The 14,450-nt window shown below is 34.1% G+C and carries 14 protein-coding genes and 2 riboswitches; of the genes, 4 read left to right on the top strand and 10 right to left on the bottom strand.

Going from position 1 to position 14,450, the window contains the following annotated elements; all coding sequences use genetic code 11:
- Positions 1-115: 115 nt before the first annotated feature.
- The 3 genes from QQS35_RS04075 to QQS35_RS04065 form a co-directional block, all read right to left on the bottom strand.
- Positions 116-2,767: a bifunctional diguanylate cyclase/phosphodiesterase gene (locus tag QQS35_RS04075; protein WP_285930561.1), complete on the bottom strand. Its 2,652-nt coding sequence runs from the start codon at positions 2,765-2,767 to the stop codon at positions 116-118.
- Between the two features lie 284 nt (positions 2,768-3,051).
- Positions 3,052-3,146: riboswitch (cyclic di-GMP riboswitch) on the bottom strand.
- A gap of 694 nt (positions 3,147-3,840) precedes the next feature.
- Positions 3,841-4,038: a hypothetical protein gene (locus QQS35_RS04070; RefSeq protein WP_285930559.1), complete on the bottom strand. Its 198-nt coding sequence runs from the start codon at positions 4,036-4,038 to the stop codon at positions 3,841-3,843.
- Between the two features lie 19 nt (positions 4,039-4,057).
- Complete coding sequence (locus QQS35_RS04065; protein WP_285930558.1) at positions 4,058-5,029, bottom strand: HD-GYP domain-containing protein; 972 nt, start codon at positions 5,027-5,029, stop codon at positions 4,058-4,060.
- Positions 5,030-5,225: 196 nt separating this feature from the next.
- Between QQS35_RS04065 and QQS35_RS04060 the strand changes: the two genes are divergently transcribed.
- Positions 5,226-5,474: a DNA alkylation repair protein gene (locus QQS35_RS04060; RefSeq protein ID WP_285930557.1), complete on the top strand. Its 249-nt coding sequence runs from the start codon at positions 5,226-5,228 to the stop codon at positions 5,472-5,474.
- 30 nt (positions 5,475-5,504) lie between these two features.
- On the opposite strand, the gene QQS35_RS04055 is transcribed toward QQS35_RS04060, so the two are convergent.
- Entirely contained in the window at positions 5,505-6,200 is a 696-nt protein-coding gene (locus tag QQS35_RS04055; protein ID WP_331490660.1) for a deoxyribonuclease IV, read from the bottom strand.
- Entirely contained in the window at positions 6,170-6,361 is a 192-nt protein-coding gene (locus tag QQS35_RS22800) for a hypothetical protein (protein ID WP_331490659.1), read from the bottom strand. Before QQS35_RS22800 ends, QQS35_RS04055 begins: the two co-directional genes overlap by 31 nt.
- Before the next feature lie 93 nt (positions 6,362-6,454).
- On the opposite strand from QQS35_RS22800, the gene QQS35_RS04050 reads away from it, so the two are divergent.
- From QQS35_RS04050 to dapA, 3 genes are all read left to right on the top strand, one after another.
- Positions 6,455-7,447, top strand: a complete 993-nt coding sequence (locus QQS35_RS04050) for a DNA polymerase beta superfamily protein (protein WP_285930556.1) — start codon at positions 6,455-6,457, stop codon at positions 7,445-7,447.
- A 201-nt stretch (positions 7,448-7,648) separates the two neighbouring features.
- On the top strand, positions 7,649-8,464 hold the full coding sequence (locus tag QQS35_RS04045; protein ID WP_285930555.1) for an ATP-grasp domain-containing protein: 816 nt from the start codon (positions 7,649-7,651) through the stop codon (positions 8,462-8,464).
- A 173-nt stretch (positions 8,465-8,637) separates the two neighbouring features.
- A riboswitch (Lysine riboswitch) is annotated at positions 8,638-8,825 on the top strand.
- 153 nt (positions 8,826-8,978) lie between these two features.
- Entirely contained in the window at positions 8,979-9,866 is an 888-nt protein-coding gene (gene dapA, locus QQS35_RS04040) for a 4-hydroxy-tetrahydrodipicolinate synthase (protein WP_285930553.1), read from the top strand.
- Positions 9,867-9,973: 107 nt separating this feature from the next.
- Here dapA and QQS35_RS04035 read toward each other — a convergent pair whose 3' ends face one another.
- From QQS35_RS04035 to QQS35_RS04015, 5 genes are read right to left on the bottom strand one after another with little or no spacing between them, the layout of a single operon-like run.
- On the bottom strand, positions 9,974-10,969 hold the full coding sequence (locus tag QQS35_RS04035) for an ABC transporter substrate-binding protein (protein WP_285930552.1): 996 nt from the start codon (positions 10,967-10,969) through the stop codon (positions 9,974-9,976).
- On the bottom strand, positions 10,966-11,664 hold the full coding sequence (locus QQS35_RS04030; RefSeq protein ID WP_285930890.1) for an ABC transporter permease: 699 nt from the start codon (positions 11,662-11,664) through the stop codon (positions 10,966-10,968). Before QQS35_RS04030 ends, QQS35_RS04035 begins: the two co-directional genes overlap by 4 nt.
- A gap of 59 nt (positions 11,665-11,723) precedes the next feature.
- Entirely contained in the window at positions 11,724-12,488 is a 765-nt protein-coding gene (locus tag QQS35_RS04025; RefSeq protein WP_285930551.1) for an ABC transporter ATP-binding protein, read from the bottom strand.
- Positions 12,481-13,155 (bottom strand): thiaminase II, encoded by a 675-nt coding sequence (gene tenA / locus QQS35_RS04020; RefSeq protein WP_285930549.1) that lies wholly within the window; start codon positions 13,153-13,155, stop codon positions 12,481-12,483. The genes QQS35_RS04025 and tenA overlap by 8 nt, the downstream gene beginning before the upstream one ends.
- On the bottom strand, positions 13,145-14,440 hold the full coding sequence (locus QQS35_RS04015; RefSeq protein WP_285930547.1) for an acetylornithine deacetylase: 1,296 nt from the start codon (positions 14,438-14,440) through the stop codon (positions 13,145-13,147). The genes tenA and QQS35_RS04015 overlap by 11 nt, the downstream gene beginning before the upstream one ends.
- Positions 14,441-14,450 lie beyond the last annotated feature (10 nt).

Raw genomic sequence — 14,450 nt, 5'->3', positions numbered from 1 at the left:
TTTGGAAATGGCTTTATCCAACTATATATTGTTGTAGGTGACGACAAAATTGGTATTATGAAATTGATTAAAATAACAACCTAAAATAAGAACGCCCTCTAAAATGAGGACGTTCTTATTTTTCTCCACTATAAAGTTTCAAGAAATCTTCACTATTTAAAGGTTGGCTAAACAAAAAGCCTTGTACATATTGACAATATTGATGTTTTAAATAATTATATTGTTCTTCTGTTTCTATACCTTCTGCAACAACTGTTAGATTCATCTTTTCAGCCATATCAAACACAGCACCTAGAATTACTTCATCTACACCATCTTCTAATAAATTTTGCACCAAGGTTCTATCAATTTTCAATGTATCAATTGGTAATCGTTTTAATGCATTTAACGATGAATATCCATTACCAAAATCGTCGATAGCTATACTTACCCCTAACCTTCTAATTTGCTTAAGTGTTTTCACTACATCTCGCTTATTTTCCATAATAGTTGATTCAGTTATTTCTAATTCCAACCACTCCGGAGGTAGTTCAGATTCTTGTAATATATTTTGAACTGACTCTACAATTGTTGGATGTTTTAACTGGACGGGTGACAAATTAACCGCTACTTTTATTAATAGATGACCCTGCTTCTGCCATTGTTTGCTCTGCATGCAGGCAGAACGTAATACCCATTCCCCAATCGTGTGAATCAGACCTGTTTGTTCAGCGATTGGTATAAATTCCGCCGGAGATATTAAGCCTAACTTTGGATGTTCCCATCGTAACAAAGCTTCCATTCCAGATATTTCATCAGACTCCGTACTGGTGATTGGTTGGTAATGTATAAACAACTCTTCTTGTTTAAGAGCCTGATAAAGATCCATTTCAAGCCTTATTTTGGTTGATAATTCGGTTTCCATGTCAGCAGTGTAAAATCTAAATGTATTTTTCCCTTGTTCTTTTGCTTGATACATAGCAATGTCAGCATATTTTGTCATGAATTCAGCATCATGACCATCATCCGGAAAAATACTTATGCCAATACTTGCCGTGATAATGAATTTATTTTCCTTGAAAATATAAGGAGCCGACAGTGCAGAAAGTATATCTTTAGAAAGATCTGCAACCTCTTGTCTTGCCCTGACATCCGGAACGATAATCGTAAACTCATCGCCTCCTAAACGGAAGACAACGTTTTCGACAGAAATACAACTGTTAAGTCGATCACTAACCATTTGTAATAAAGAATCACCCGCCTCATGTCCGAATGTATCATTGATATATTTGAACCTGTCTAAATCCAAGAAAAGCAAGGCAAATGTTGATTCATTTACTTCATTATTTTTCACTTTTGTTATTTCTTCTTTCAGGCGTTCTTTAAACATTTTTCGATTTGGCATTCCTGTTAACTCATCATGAAATGCTTGGTGTCTTATAAGCTCTTCTTGTTTTTTTCGATCTGTAATATCAGCAGCGACACAAAGCACCAGCATATCCTCGTCGTCATTTCCTTTTATAGGTACTTTTCCGATATGAAACCAATGTTCCAAACCATTTATGTCAATGAGTGACCCTTCTACTTCGCTTACTTGGCACGTTCGCATAATTTCTCTATTTACGTTCAAATAATGTCTTGCATCTTCTATATTCGGGTTAAACTCCTCTTCTTTTTTTCCAATTATATCTTCAGGTTTCAAGTTAAATAGGGAGGCAAACTGCTTATTTGCAATTGTAAATTCTCCAGACCAATTCATTGCATAAATCACACTTGGGCTATGGTTTATAACGCGATTTAAGAAGTTCTTTTCTCTCTTCAATTCCCTCGTTTTTTTGCGAACAGTCTGTTTTGTTTGATCGAGTTCTGTCACCATAACGTTAAACTTAGCTAGTATAGATCCAATTTCCGAGTGACCATCAACGTCTACTATACGATGTGAATAATCGCCCCTAGAAACTTTTTGTACCGCATTAAAAAGTTTCGTTAACGGTTTAAAAGCACGGTGCATCATTACAGTTGTGATTAAAAATAATACAATAGATAGTAAAATAAAAATAGGTATTAGTACCTCATTAAATTCTCTTGGTAGGAGAAGTGTTTTTTCCACAGGAATTAATGATACAATCGTCCATTTAAGTTCATGAATATATTGATAGGATACATAGTAAGAAGTACCCTGACTATTTGTTAATTCTTCAAACCCTGATTTCCTACTTAATATTGCCTGTATTAGTATATCGGATGATTTATCGCTACCTACCTGATTATTTTTGGGATGAAAAATAACTTTCCCTCTATGATCAAGTACATAACCATAACTATTATCATCAAAGTGTAAATTATCAGTGATGGATTGAAACATAAAATTCCCTGTTAATTCAACAGAAAAGTTTACTATTTGCTCCACACCTTTTTGAGTAATAACTGGAATGGATAATACGATATAGTTCTTATTATCCATATGTTTGACTTCACTAAACTCAATTTCCTGCGTTAATGTCACTGTTTCTATCGTGTCTTTTTTAATTTTCAGCAAATCTTTTTGATAGTTTAGAAGTTTAGGGTAAGTAACGAGAACATTACCTTTATTGTCTATTATTTGTCCGCTTTCAATAAAAGGTGAATGTTCAATGATATCCTTTAAGTGATGATTTGGCTCATCTGTTTCATTTAATAAAAATGAGTCTGAATGTTTTTCAACAACAGAATTAAGCCTTTTTAACTCCTGTAAATTAGTAACAACCTGTTCATTGATTCGGTCCGTTTCATTATTTAAAAAACTCATGTAATGTTCCTCAGTGAAATTAGATAGTACAGATTTAGTTGAAAAAGTCAGTAGAATGAATAGACCACTAACGACAGCCAAATTTATACTTATTAATATCCAAAAGGATCTCGATTTCCAAAAGTGTATTTTATGCATGCTGTTCCCCTACTCTATCGAAATGTAGTAATTTGCTTAATTTTTTCTAGTAGAATAATGTTTTAGAAAACATTATTCTACTTTTTAAATCGTTTAAAAAACCATTCTTTTTAATGAAGAATGGCCAACTCATACACAAGGTTAAGTTTGGTAGCTAGGCTATCATAGATTTAGATGTACCTAAATCCTTAGACCCTCAGCTTTGCGTCCAATTCTTTTGAATTGTTTGCCTTTTCTCAAATATAAAAATAAAATATGTAATAAATGTTAGCTTATAATTAGACATTTATCAACAAATTTCGACATTTTTTGTATGAGCTTATCAATTTGTTTGTTCTTAGACAAGTAGGGAAAAAATATACTATTACAAACCACCGTTGAGGAGTGTAGGTATGAAAGAGCTTGATTGGCAGATGATTTTGTTTGTAAGTATAAGCATTGCAAATGATTACTGGACCATTTACGGCTTGCCTAAAGTTTATTATTGGGATCGGAACAACTAAGGCTGCTTTCTATATAGTCTGTAAAGATTGTCACATTTTTAAGCCAATGTTTATTCATCCCAATAACTAAACCATATCACTTGTTTCTCTCGCTTTTTTATATAGATTTAATTAAACTAGGATAACAGGGTGAAAATAAGACTCACAAATAAAGATGATTTATTTTCTAGGAGATGATTTTATGGTTGTTAATCACGGGGGGTCCCTTAATAAGGATTATTTTCTTTCCTATATCAAGTTAATCAAAAAATCTAGACACTGCTCAATTAACCAAGCGAAAGACATCACATTTTCATTCTTTTTTCAAAATGATGAGGATAAATATGGGCAAAACACATATAGTCAATTTCTAATAGCGTACGAAGAGCTAAAAAATTCAAAATAAAACGAAGCTTTCTAAAGCTTCGTTTTATTTTGGACTATAATGTTTTTTTAATCACGCATGTTTTCTTTATACTTTTTAAATTGAATTGCTACTTTTGCTCCTTCTTCCATTCCATCTTTATGTGCTTTTCCGTACATTTGTTTTAGTAACATGATTATTTCGTTTTTATTATTTTGGTTAATTTGAATCGAATGATCATTTATCATTATTTCATCAATTTGCCTTAATATTTGGTTAGGTTCCATACATTCTCCTTCTATAATACTAAATAGGATTGATCATTAATGTGGGTAATTCTGATAAATCTAACTCTTCGTTTGTAGACAAAATTTTTACAATTGGACGATGTAAATGTTTGTCAATTTGTGTGACAATTGCCTCTTCCTTATTATCAACTACAACCTTTGTTCCTGGAGGATAAGTTGGAATGGAAGAACTAAATGCTTGGATAAATTTATAGTTATATAAATTATCAGAAGTTGCCATAATCGCTTCCATTGCTTCATGCGGAGGAATCTGTCTATTTGTTAACATGTTGTCATACATGTTAGCCACTCCACATATTTGCGCCATCTCTAGAATATCACCATCAGCAATCCCTCTTGGAAAACCTTTGCCGTTTATAGTTTCATGATGCTGGTATGCTATATGGGCAGAGATTATACTAAATTGACTTAATCCCCGAAGAAAGTTGAAACCGACTTCGCAATGTCTATCATAATTATCAGTAAGTTCTTTTCCAATGTCATGTAGTAAACAACCTAGCGCCAATTCAATTTGTTTTTGATCAATGTATCCTATTTTTTTAGCTGTTATTAACGATAAAATAGTTACATTAACTGCATGTGCATACGGTTGCACTTCTTTAGTCATTGTACTTGAGGGGATTAGTACTAAGATAGGTCTTTGCTTTACTTCATCTATTAACTTTTTTACTACTTGCTGCATATCTTTTAAATTAACCATACTTGCACTTTTAACCTTGTGATGAAATGTTTTTACAATATCAATTGCATCCGCCCATGTAGGCATATCTATTAAATCATTCATATGCACACCTTTGGATACCTCATCTTCTATATAAATAAAACGAATACCCATTTGTTTTAATCTATCTTTTATTCTAGGGTTAATTGTCCTACCAGCTGCAAGTAAGATCCGCTTTTTAGAATCGTAAATTGGCATACCTAGTACCATAGTGTGATGGTTATATTCAGTAATTTTAATTAATCTCATAATTACCCTCTTTTTCCGTGATGTTCTAGTAGCTAACTATGTACAATTAGACTAAATGTGTAGTATTTCTTATAGTAATCCTTTGTAATAATACCTTATTAACGTTTTATTATCAACAGTACTGCATTACCGTTTAATAACTTCTATACATATTAATAAACCTTAGGAGCATAATAAAAACGGAGGTGAACCATCCATGTCAACTGCATATTTATGTCCTAATTGTAAAACGAACCGTTCAAGGTTTAATATTATTGAACAAGTTGTAACATCTGTAAAACTGGACCCGCAATCGGGTAAGGTTGTAAATGAATATACTGAAGGCAACTTAGATCCATTCCACGCAGCATACAACGGCCCAACACATAAAGTTCAGTGTGGTGCTTGTGGTCTGGTGGAAGACGAGAAGCGATTTATTAAACAGGCAGAAATGAACCAAAGGTGATAGAAGCGCTTATACGAGTGCTTCTATTTCTTAAATCAAGGGATTGTCTTCCCATACCTGTTTGATTTGTGCAATCTCTTCTTTATGAGAAATTATTTCATCTGGTGTTTCTAAAATCAAGGGAATTCCTTTGTTTACATTGGAAGATAGAAATTCTTCCCACTGTCTTTTTGTGATATGGCCATTGCCTACTATATTAGCGTGTCGGTCTTTCCCTTCACCTGTAGGATATTTTGAATTATTAAAATGTATGCATTCTAGATGTTTAAAATAATTTAATTCTTCTCCTTTAAGACATAATTCATTCCAGTTCTCCCCATTCCATAGTCCACTTGCATATGCATGACATGTATCAAAACAAAAACCAATTTTTTCAGGAGCATCTGTTAATTTTCTAATTTGAACAAGTTCTTCTAGCGTAGTTCCTATTGAGCCTGGTTTTCCGGCATTATTTTCTAAAAGAATTTTGCATGAACCCTTCCAGCTAACAAGAACTTCATTTAGAGTTTCAATAATGAGTTGATAACTGTGTAGCGGATTGATTGTTTTTGTTTCTTTACCAAAATGAACAACTACCCCAAAAGATCCACAGGTTTCTGATATATCTAAATCATTTAATAGAGATTCAATAACTTGAGGTCTTTTTTCAATCAACGTCGTTAAATTTGTAGGATACGGCGAGTGTGAAACTGAAGTTAATTGGTTATTTTCACAATATTTTTGCAAAGTGTAGCATCATCTTCATTGAATTTTTTTACAGATAATCTCCTCGGATTCTTTGGAAAATATTGAAATGTAGAAGCATTCATACTTTTTGCTATTTTTGCCGCACCAAGATAACCGTGTTTTATGCTAATATGAGAACCTATAATCATTTTTATCCCCATCCCCCTTTACATTTATTCTCTAGTATCACCGATATTTTTAGGTGCATTCTTCATTCATTCTGTTTTTTTTACCAAAGATTCAATAAGAAAAACATGTTAAAACTTGATTTTGGAGGAATTATTATCAAAAATACACAATTCTTAAATATACTTCAGGAAAATACAATTTACCATATTATTTCAGGATCAACTGCGTACGGATTAGCGACTGAAAAAAGTGATATTGATGAAAAAGCATTCGTTATTTTACCTATAGAATATATATTACAATTAGATAAAGACTGGGAAACGGAAACTTTTCATAGCCCTGATATTGAATTTCATTCTTTAAAAAAGGCACTGTTATTATTACGGGCACAAAACCCTACAATGCTAGAGACTTTATTTGTGTTAGATTCATTCATTATTAAGCAGACGGAGTACGGAAAAAAATTACGAGATAACAGACATTTATTCCTTTCTAAACAGTGTTTCCATACGTTTGGAGGTTATGCTAGAGATCAGTTAATGCTCATAAAAAATGGCTTAAAAAGAACAAGCAAACAAGATTATAATTCTCATTTGGAAAACACTTTAAACACGATGCATACAGAAAAGAAATCTAAATATCCTTTGTTAGAAAAAGGTGAGCTTAAAATAAATCAAGTCTATCGTAATAACCTTGGTAAAGTAAATGTTGATTATACTGTGAATTTTAATAACATACCCATCACTCAATTAAACAGTGTAGTATCTGAATTATCTGGCACAATAAAAAATTCCAACAAGCGAAACAATCGAGATAGGAAACCCACGGACAAGTTATTTAAACATGCAATGCATTTAATAAGATTGTTGTTGATGGGAATTGAATTACTCGAATCAGGTAACTTAACCGTTTACCGTGAAAAAAATCGCGACTTTTTATTATCTGTCCGTAATCAAAACTTTACTTGGCAAGAAATATTTGATATTACTGATGATTTGTTTATACAGTTAGCAAGTGCAAAAACCAATTCTCAGCTACCAGAGAAAGTAAATTCAAATCAAATAGATAAATTATACTTAGATATCGCACGTGATTATTATGATAATAATACTATCTGATATTGAATTTTTTAAAAAGCGAGAACACAAAAGATACTATAATTATGAATTTTGTTTATCTAAATATTTCAATTACCCATAAGAGCAGCGATTGATTTATGTTGAAAGTATCATTTATATAAAAAATAGATTGACTCCCTTTTCTATCAAACATATAATAAATTGATTTATAAATTCATTCGATGAAGAGGCGACCCGAACTTGAAGATTGTTACGTTTAACCCGTTTAGAACAATTGGTATTCCAGGCGTAAAATATATTAAACCTGAACATAGCTTTCGAGAAATAAATTCACTTAAAGAAGCAGATGTTTTGTTATTCCCTGAAAATTGGCAAACAACCTTTTTAGCATATGGAATAAAAAAACCTATCTTTCCTAGTATTGAATCTATTCAACTAGGCTTTAGTAAAATAGAAATGACACGTGCATTGTGGTCTGTGTGTCCTGAGTATGTTCCATACACAGAAATACTAGCTAATACGGAAATAAATCGTACGACCATTTTAGCAACCTTTCCTTTTCCGTTTGTTGTAAAAGAAGCTAGAAATTCAATGGGTAATGGAGTTTACTTGATTAATAATCTCCAAGATTTTCAATTGTACACAGATAAAGTTGATACTTTATATGTTCAAGAATACTTACCTAATGATGATAAGGATCTACGAATCTGTATCGTTGGAAATGAAATAGTAACAGCCTATTGGCGCACTGTGTCAAATGGATCGTTTCTGCATAATGTTGCTCAAGGTGGTGTATTATGTTTTGATTTCATACCAGATGATGTTTGTAAGATGGTGTTAGATGTAGCTAAATCACTTAATATTAATCATGCCGGTTTTGATGTTATTTTTTCAAATGGAAAACCTTATATTATTGAATTTAATGTTTTATTTGGTAATCAAGGAATTAGTGCACAAGGGATCTCTATCGAAAATAAGATATATGAATACTTATTAAATACTATTAATCGCCCGTATCCTACGGCGCCACTTACACCTTTGAAAAGTATTTCTTAATAGACTAATATAATTTAAATTCTTTACAAATGCTTAAATCTGAACAAGTTCAATTATTTGTCATACTTTCATTTTTTTGCAATGAATTTACCACATTCCATTGCATGGTGTCTGAATGTCTGATATAGTTTAAGAAACAATTAAATAATGCTTTACTTCAATAATAAAATTGAAGTGAGGATAGAGGCGCAAAGACCAATAGTAAGTAACTGGAGGATAATGAGATCCACAGAGAGTTACTGAAAGGGGAATTTGCCGAAGTGAGCAGGAGCTCATCATCCTGTATGCACTGGTTCTGTGTTAAATAAATGCAGAGCTGTCATATAGCTATCATGACGCTATATGGAGGGCTATCTCACGCATCATAATAAGAGACAATAGTGATGCAACAACGAGCCCTTCGTTGTTGCTTTTTTTGCTTTTTTTACCTTGTTGTGATGAGATACCCTCTATTCATACTTGGAAAGTTGTCGTTTTAATGTCTTGTTTGAATCTATGAATAGAGGTGATGAAAATGGATTTTGGTCGTATATTAACTGCTATGGTTACTCCTTTTGACCAAAACGGAAACATTGATTATGGAAGAACTGAAAGACTCATTAACCATTTACTATCGAATGGAACAGATGCATTAGTAGTGGCTGGAACTACTGGTGAATCACCTACACTTTCTAAAGACGAAAAACTTTCGTTACTAAAGTTCGTTGTTAGAACAGTTAAAGGTCGTGTACCTGTTATTGCCGGAACTGGGTCAAATAATACCAGAGAATCAATTGAATTAACAAAACAAGCTGAAACAATTGGTGTAGATGGTGTCATGCTTGTAACACCGTACTATAACAAGCCATCTCAAGAAGGAATGTATCAACATTTTAAAACAATAGCGAATGCTACTACATTACCAGTTATGCTTTATAATATTCCTGGACGAAGTGTTGTAGGAATGTCGATTGATACGATCGTTCGTCTTTCCCAAATTGATAACATAACTTCAATTAAAGAAGCTAGTGGTGACCTAGATGCGATGACTACAATCATCCGAGAGACAGATGCTTCATTTAAATTATATAGTGGTGACGATAGCCTAACATTACCTATTCTTTCGATCGGCGGAACAGGTGTTGTATCCGTATCATCTCATATTATTGGTAATGACATGCAACAGATGGTTAGTAGCTTTTTAACAGGTGATTTTCAAACTGCAGCATCCATCCATCAACATACATTGCCAACAATTAAAGCATTGTTTATGGCACCTAATCCTACTGCTGTCAAAGAAGCACTGACACTAATGGGAGTGGACGTTGGTTCTGTTCGCCTTCCGCTTGTACCATTGAACAAAGAGGAAAAAATAGTATTAGAACAAACGCTTCACTTTTTATTAAACTATAATGTAAGTTAAACAAAGACTGTCCCATTATTAAGAAATTGGGACAGTCTTTATTTTATTCTTTGTTATATGGTTAACATGCAAATTAAGTACGTACTGCTCTATTGCCTCACGCTTTTTTAATCTACAATATTAACAAAAATATCATCAACTACAGGAGCATCTTCAATCAAACCAGATTCTTCCAACCAATCAATCGTTTCTTGCCAAGACTTCTCACTTTGATTACCGAACCCTTGTTCAGAATCCATCTTAGGTAGAAGAATTTCAATGCTTTCTGCTTCCACTTCTTTAACTAAAGGAAAATTTTCTTCTTCTTGGTTATCTAAAAGTATTTGTAACGCTTCATCCGGGTTTTCTTTCATTATTTCATAGCCCTTCGTTGCAGCACGCCAAAAAGCTTTAATAGAGTCTTGCTTTTCATTCCAAGTATTATCACTAGTTACAGCTACTAATTCATAGTAACTAGGAACGCCGTAATCAACCGGGTTAAAGTAACGTGTATTATGTCCTTCATGTTTCAAAACAGGAACTTCGTGGTTCACATATGCACCAATTACTGCATCTACTTTATTTGTAACGAGTGAAGAACCTAGTTCAAATCCAACATCTATAAGATTAACTTTATTTGGATCTCCTCCATCATTTGCTACCATAGTGGTAAGTAATGCTTCATTCAATGGAATACCAGGATAACCAACTGTTCTTCCTTCTAAATCTTTAGGTTGAGTAATTGGACTGTTATCCAACGTAACTACATGATTTAATGGAGAACGTACGATTGCTCCTACTGACTTTACTGGAACATCTTCATTGGCTCTAGCCATTGCTACATCCGGTTGATAATAAAATCCTAACGTTATTTTTCCAGAAGCTGCTAAATTTAATGGATCAGTTGGGTTGGTTGGAAACTGAATATTCACTTTTAAACCTTCATCTTCAAAGTATCCTTTATCTTCAGCAACATACAAAAAGCTATGTACAGCATTTGGATACCAATCCAACATAACATCGATTTCTGTAAGTTCTTTGTCGTTTCCGACAGCTTCCTCTCCACAAGCAGTTAAAAAAATCACCAATAATAAAGCTAAACAAAGACTAAACCCGTTTTTCATTTTGTTTTCCTCCAATTTAATGAACGCCTTTCAAGTAATACAACTAGTAAAAATAAGACAATACCAATCAACGATAAGATAACGATTGGAGCAAATACTCCCGCTCCATCAAACTGAGTCATCATTCTTCTACTAAAATACCCAAGACCTGCCTGAGCCCCTAACCATTCTCCAATTGCAGCTCCAATCACACTCATCGTGACAGCAACCTTTAATCCCGAATAAAAATAAGGCAAAGCAGAAGGAATACTCACTTTCATAAATATATCTTTGTTACTTGCACCCATCGTTAACATTAATTCCTTTAAATCTTCTCTCGTAGAACAAAGCCCATCAAACGTATTGACAGCAATAGGAAAAAAAGCAATCAAAACCGTAACAACAACTTTGCTCCAGATCGAATAACCAAACCAAAGTACAAATATAGGTGCAAGAGCAATAATCGGAATCGTTTGCGATGATATTAAAATTGGGTATAAAGCTCTTTCTACAATTCGACTGCTAATCATCCAAACCGCAAGTCCGACACCTAATCCAATCGATATAAAAAGACCAATTGCAATAATAGAAAGTGTTGCTGGTAAGTGTTCAATTAGTAATAGACTTTTAATCTCCCAAAGCTTTAAGAGTATTTCACTAGGTGAAGGCAAAATAAATGTCATATTAACCATTCTCGCTCCCATTTCCCAGAACATAAAAAGTACGACTATAAGAATGACAGAAGGAAGTAAATTTTTGATATTACTCAACTTTTTCACCTACCTCTTAATTGGTCAATCAACTGGTCTTTTAACTCGATCACAGTTTGTTTGTTTAAATCACGTAAATTTCTTGGTCTAGACAAAGGGACATTAAATTCTTCAACTTGCTTCTCAGAATTTGTAATTAATAAAATACGATCTGATAAAAATAAAGCTTCGTTAACATCGTGGGTAATAAATAAAATAGTTTTATTTAATGCCTGCCATTGCTTCAATAACCATTCTTGCATCGATAACTTAGTTATCGCATCAAGCGCACTAAATGGTTCATCTAAAAGTAATAGCTCTGATCCATTAAGAACGCTTCTAAGGAAAGATACTCTTTGTTTCATTCCTCCAGATAGCTCACTTGGATAACTATTCGCATATCCTTTTAAACCAAATTCATCTAAAAGGTAGTTTACCTTTTGATAGGCTTCCTTCTTATTTACTCCTTTAATTTCTAATGGGAGAGTAGCGTTGTCTAAAACCGTGCGCCATGGCATCAATAAATCTTCTTGTGGCATATAACCTACGCGTCCAAATCGATTTTGATAGTTAATTCCATTGATAAGTACATCTCCAGTAGTTGGTTGTTCTAATCCTGTGATTAAACGGAATAGTGTACTCTTACCTGATCCGCTTGGACCAATGATGCTAATAAACTCACCATCCAACATCGTAAGATTAAAGTTTCTTAAAATCGGATTGGATGTATCTGCTTTCGTTGTTTTATAATCAAAACTAATATCTGTTAATTGTAATACAGTTTTATTCATCTGTTGGCCACATTTGCTGGTGGTAAGCCATATCCCAAAACATGTATTCAAACCGGGTAGTATGTAGAAATATTTCTTCTAATTTATCAAGTTCGGATTGAGGCTTTCCTTCTGCTAATTCATCAAGTAAACCAATACACCAATTCGTTAATTCTGTAAATTCCGATGAACTATACATGGAAATCCATTCACCGTAAAGCTCATGTTCACTAGCACCTGGGCGTAAATTCAATTCCGTACCTATCTCATTGTAGCTCCACATACATGGAAGAAGTGCAGCCACAAGCTCTGCTAGCGAGCCGCTTTGACCCGCTGCCAGCATATAGTGTGTATATGCTAATGTTGTAGGTGCAGGCTCAGCATTTTCTAATTCTTCAAGACTGATATTAAATTTCTTTGCATATTCGCGATGTAATGACATTTCTTCGTTCATGGTTGAGTCCAAAAGTTCGGCAAACTTCCCCATCGTATTTAAATCGTTTGCTTTTACAGCTCCTATTGCAAATAACTTCGCATAATCGATTAAATATAAATAGTCTTGAATCATGAAAAAACGAAATTTATCTGAATCAAGCGTTCCATCACCTATTCCTTGGACAAATGGATGTGCATGATTTTTCCGCCAAATCGGCTGGAGCTTCTTATACAAGCGCTGACTAAATGTCACGTTCACTACCTCCTTTTTTTGTATTCGACCAGCTATAAACAAAATCCAAGATTACTTTTGTATAATCAACTAGCTGATCAATTTGAACTTGTTCGTTAACTGCATGTGCATTTTCCATGTCACCGGGTCCATAAATGGCTGTTTTGATCCCTGCATCAGCTAACCATCCGCCATCCGTTACCGATGGTGAAACACCAATGGTAGGATTTTCATTTAAAATGCGTTGATGAGCCGCTTTTAACCGCTTTACCCCCAAGTAACTAGAATCTACCTCAAAAGCAGGGAAAATTTCACCACGATCTTCAATCATCGATGATCCACCCCACTTGAATGTTGGTGGATTTTCTGATAACCATAGATCTGCTTTAGCTACTCGTGAGATATGTTCTTCTACCTCTTTCATGATCTGTTCGTATGTTTCATTGGGATAGTAATGGACAGTAATCCATAAACGACATTCATCTGCTATAAAGGCAGCATGTCTTCCACCTTCAATAACAGCCGGATTAATCGTATTTGAACCAGGAGGAAATTCTGGGTAGCTTTTAGTAATCGCCCAATGTCGCTCTAATTCTTGCAATCCATCAACCACTTTCATCATTTTTTCAATCGCACTTGCTGCAAACAGGTTTCCGCCAGCATGAATCATACTCCTCCTTGTTGCGTCATGAAAGGTCTGTTTGCTCTTTACTGTGATCCATCCAGTGATGACGCCACCCTGACCTTGGATATCAAGATTACTCGTATCTACTACAAGCGCAAAGTCTGCATCATATCCACGCTTACAGCATTCTAACGTTCCAGCCTCACCTACTTCTTCACCGATAACGGATTGAAAAATAATATCACCTGGCAAAGGTATAGATGCTTCATGAAGCAGTTGAATAGCGAACAAAGCACCTGCTAAACCACCCTTCATATCTGAAGCCCCACGACCAATTACGGCATTCTCTTTTACTATTGCTGTAAATGGATCTACCTCCCACTCTTCATCTTCATGCACTTCTGCTACATCGATATGGCCATTGATAATCAAACTTTTAAAGTCATCTGACTCTGAACCTTTTAACACACCTACGACATTGGGATCGTTTGGATAAACATCCCACATATCAATGGAAAACCCTTGTTGTTTTAAACGGTTAGCAATAAAAGTTTGCGCTTCTTTCGTATTTCTTGCTGGTGGCGCTGGTGTTTGAAACGAGATTAATTGTTTTAATAAATCAATAAGCTCGTCTTGTCTTTGATCAACTTGTTCCAATAAAGAAATTAACTTTTGCTCCACTTCCAGCCCT

This window comes from Aquibacillus rhizosphaerae (assembly GCF_030282825.1).
Lineage (GTDB): Bacteria > Bacillota > Bacilli > Bacillales > Amphibacillaceae > Aquibacillus_C > Aquibacillus_C rhizosphaerae.
Note: the sequence above shows the minus strand (reverse complement) of the source record. Positions and strands in the feature narration are given on the sequence as shown.

What these genes read in the sequence shown, in the direction of transcription:
- QQS35_RS04075 (WP_285930561.1), bottom strand. Translation starts at nt 2,767, where the DNA reads ATGAGTTTTTTAAATAATGAAACGGACCGAATCAATGAACAGGTTGTT.
- QQS35_RS04070 (WP_285930559.1), bottom strand. Translation starts at nt 4,038, where the DNA reads ATGGAACCTAACCAAATATTAAGGCAAATTGATGAAATAATGATAAAT.
- QQS35_RS04065 (WP_285930558.1), bottom strand. Translation starts at nt 5,029, where the DNA reads ATGAGATTAATTAAAATTACTGAATATAACCATCACACTATGGTACTA.
- QQS35_RS04060 (WP_285930557.1), top strand. Translation starts at nt 5,226, where the DNA reads ATGTCAACTGCATATTTATGTCCTAATTGTAAAACGAACCGTTCAAGG.
- QQS35_RS22800 (WP_331490659.1), bottom strand. Translation starts at nt 6,361, where the DNA reads ATGGGGATAAAAATGATTATAGGTTCTCATATTAGCATAAAACACGGT.
- QQS35_RS04050 (WP_285930556.1), top strand. Translation starts at nt 6,455, where the DNA reads ATGTTAAAACTTGATTTTGGAGGAATTATTATCAAAAATACACAATTC.
- dapA (WP_285930553.1), top strand. Translation starts at nt 8,979, where the DNA reads ATGGATTTTGGTCGTATATTAACTGCTATGGTTACTCCTTTTGACCAA.
- QQS35_RS04035 (WP_285930552.1), bottom strand. Translation starts at nt 10,969, where the DNA reads ATGAAAAACGGGTTTAGTCTTTGTTTAGCTTTATTATTGGTGATTTTT.
- QQS35_RS04030 (WP_285930890.1), bottom strand. Translation starts at nt 11,664, where the DNA reads ATGTTCTGGGAAATGGGAGCGAGAATGGTTAATATGACATTTATTTTG.
- QQS35_RS04025 (WP_285930551.1), bottom strand. Translation starts at nt 12,488, where the DNA reads ATGAATAAAACTGTATTACAATTAACAGATATTAGTTTTGATTATAAA.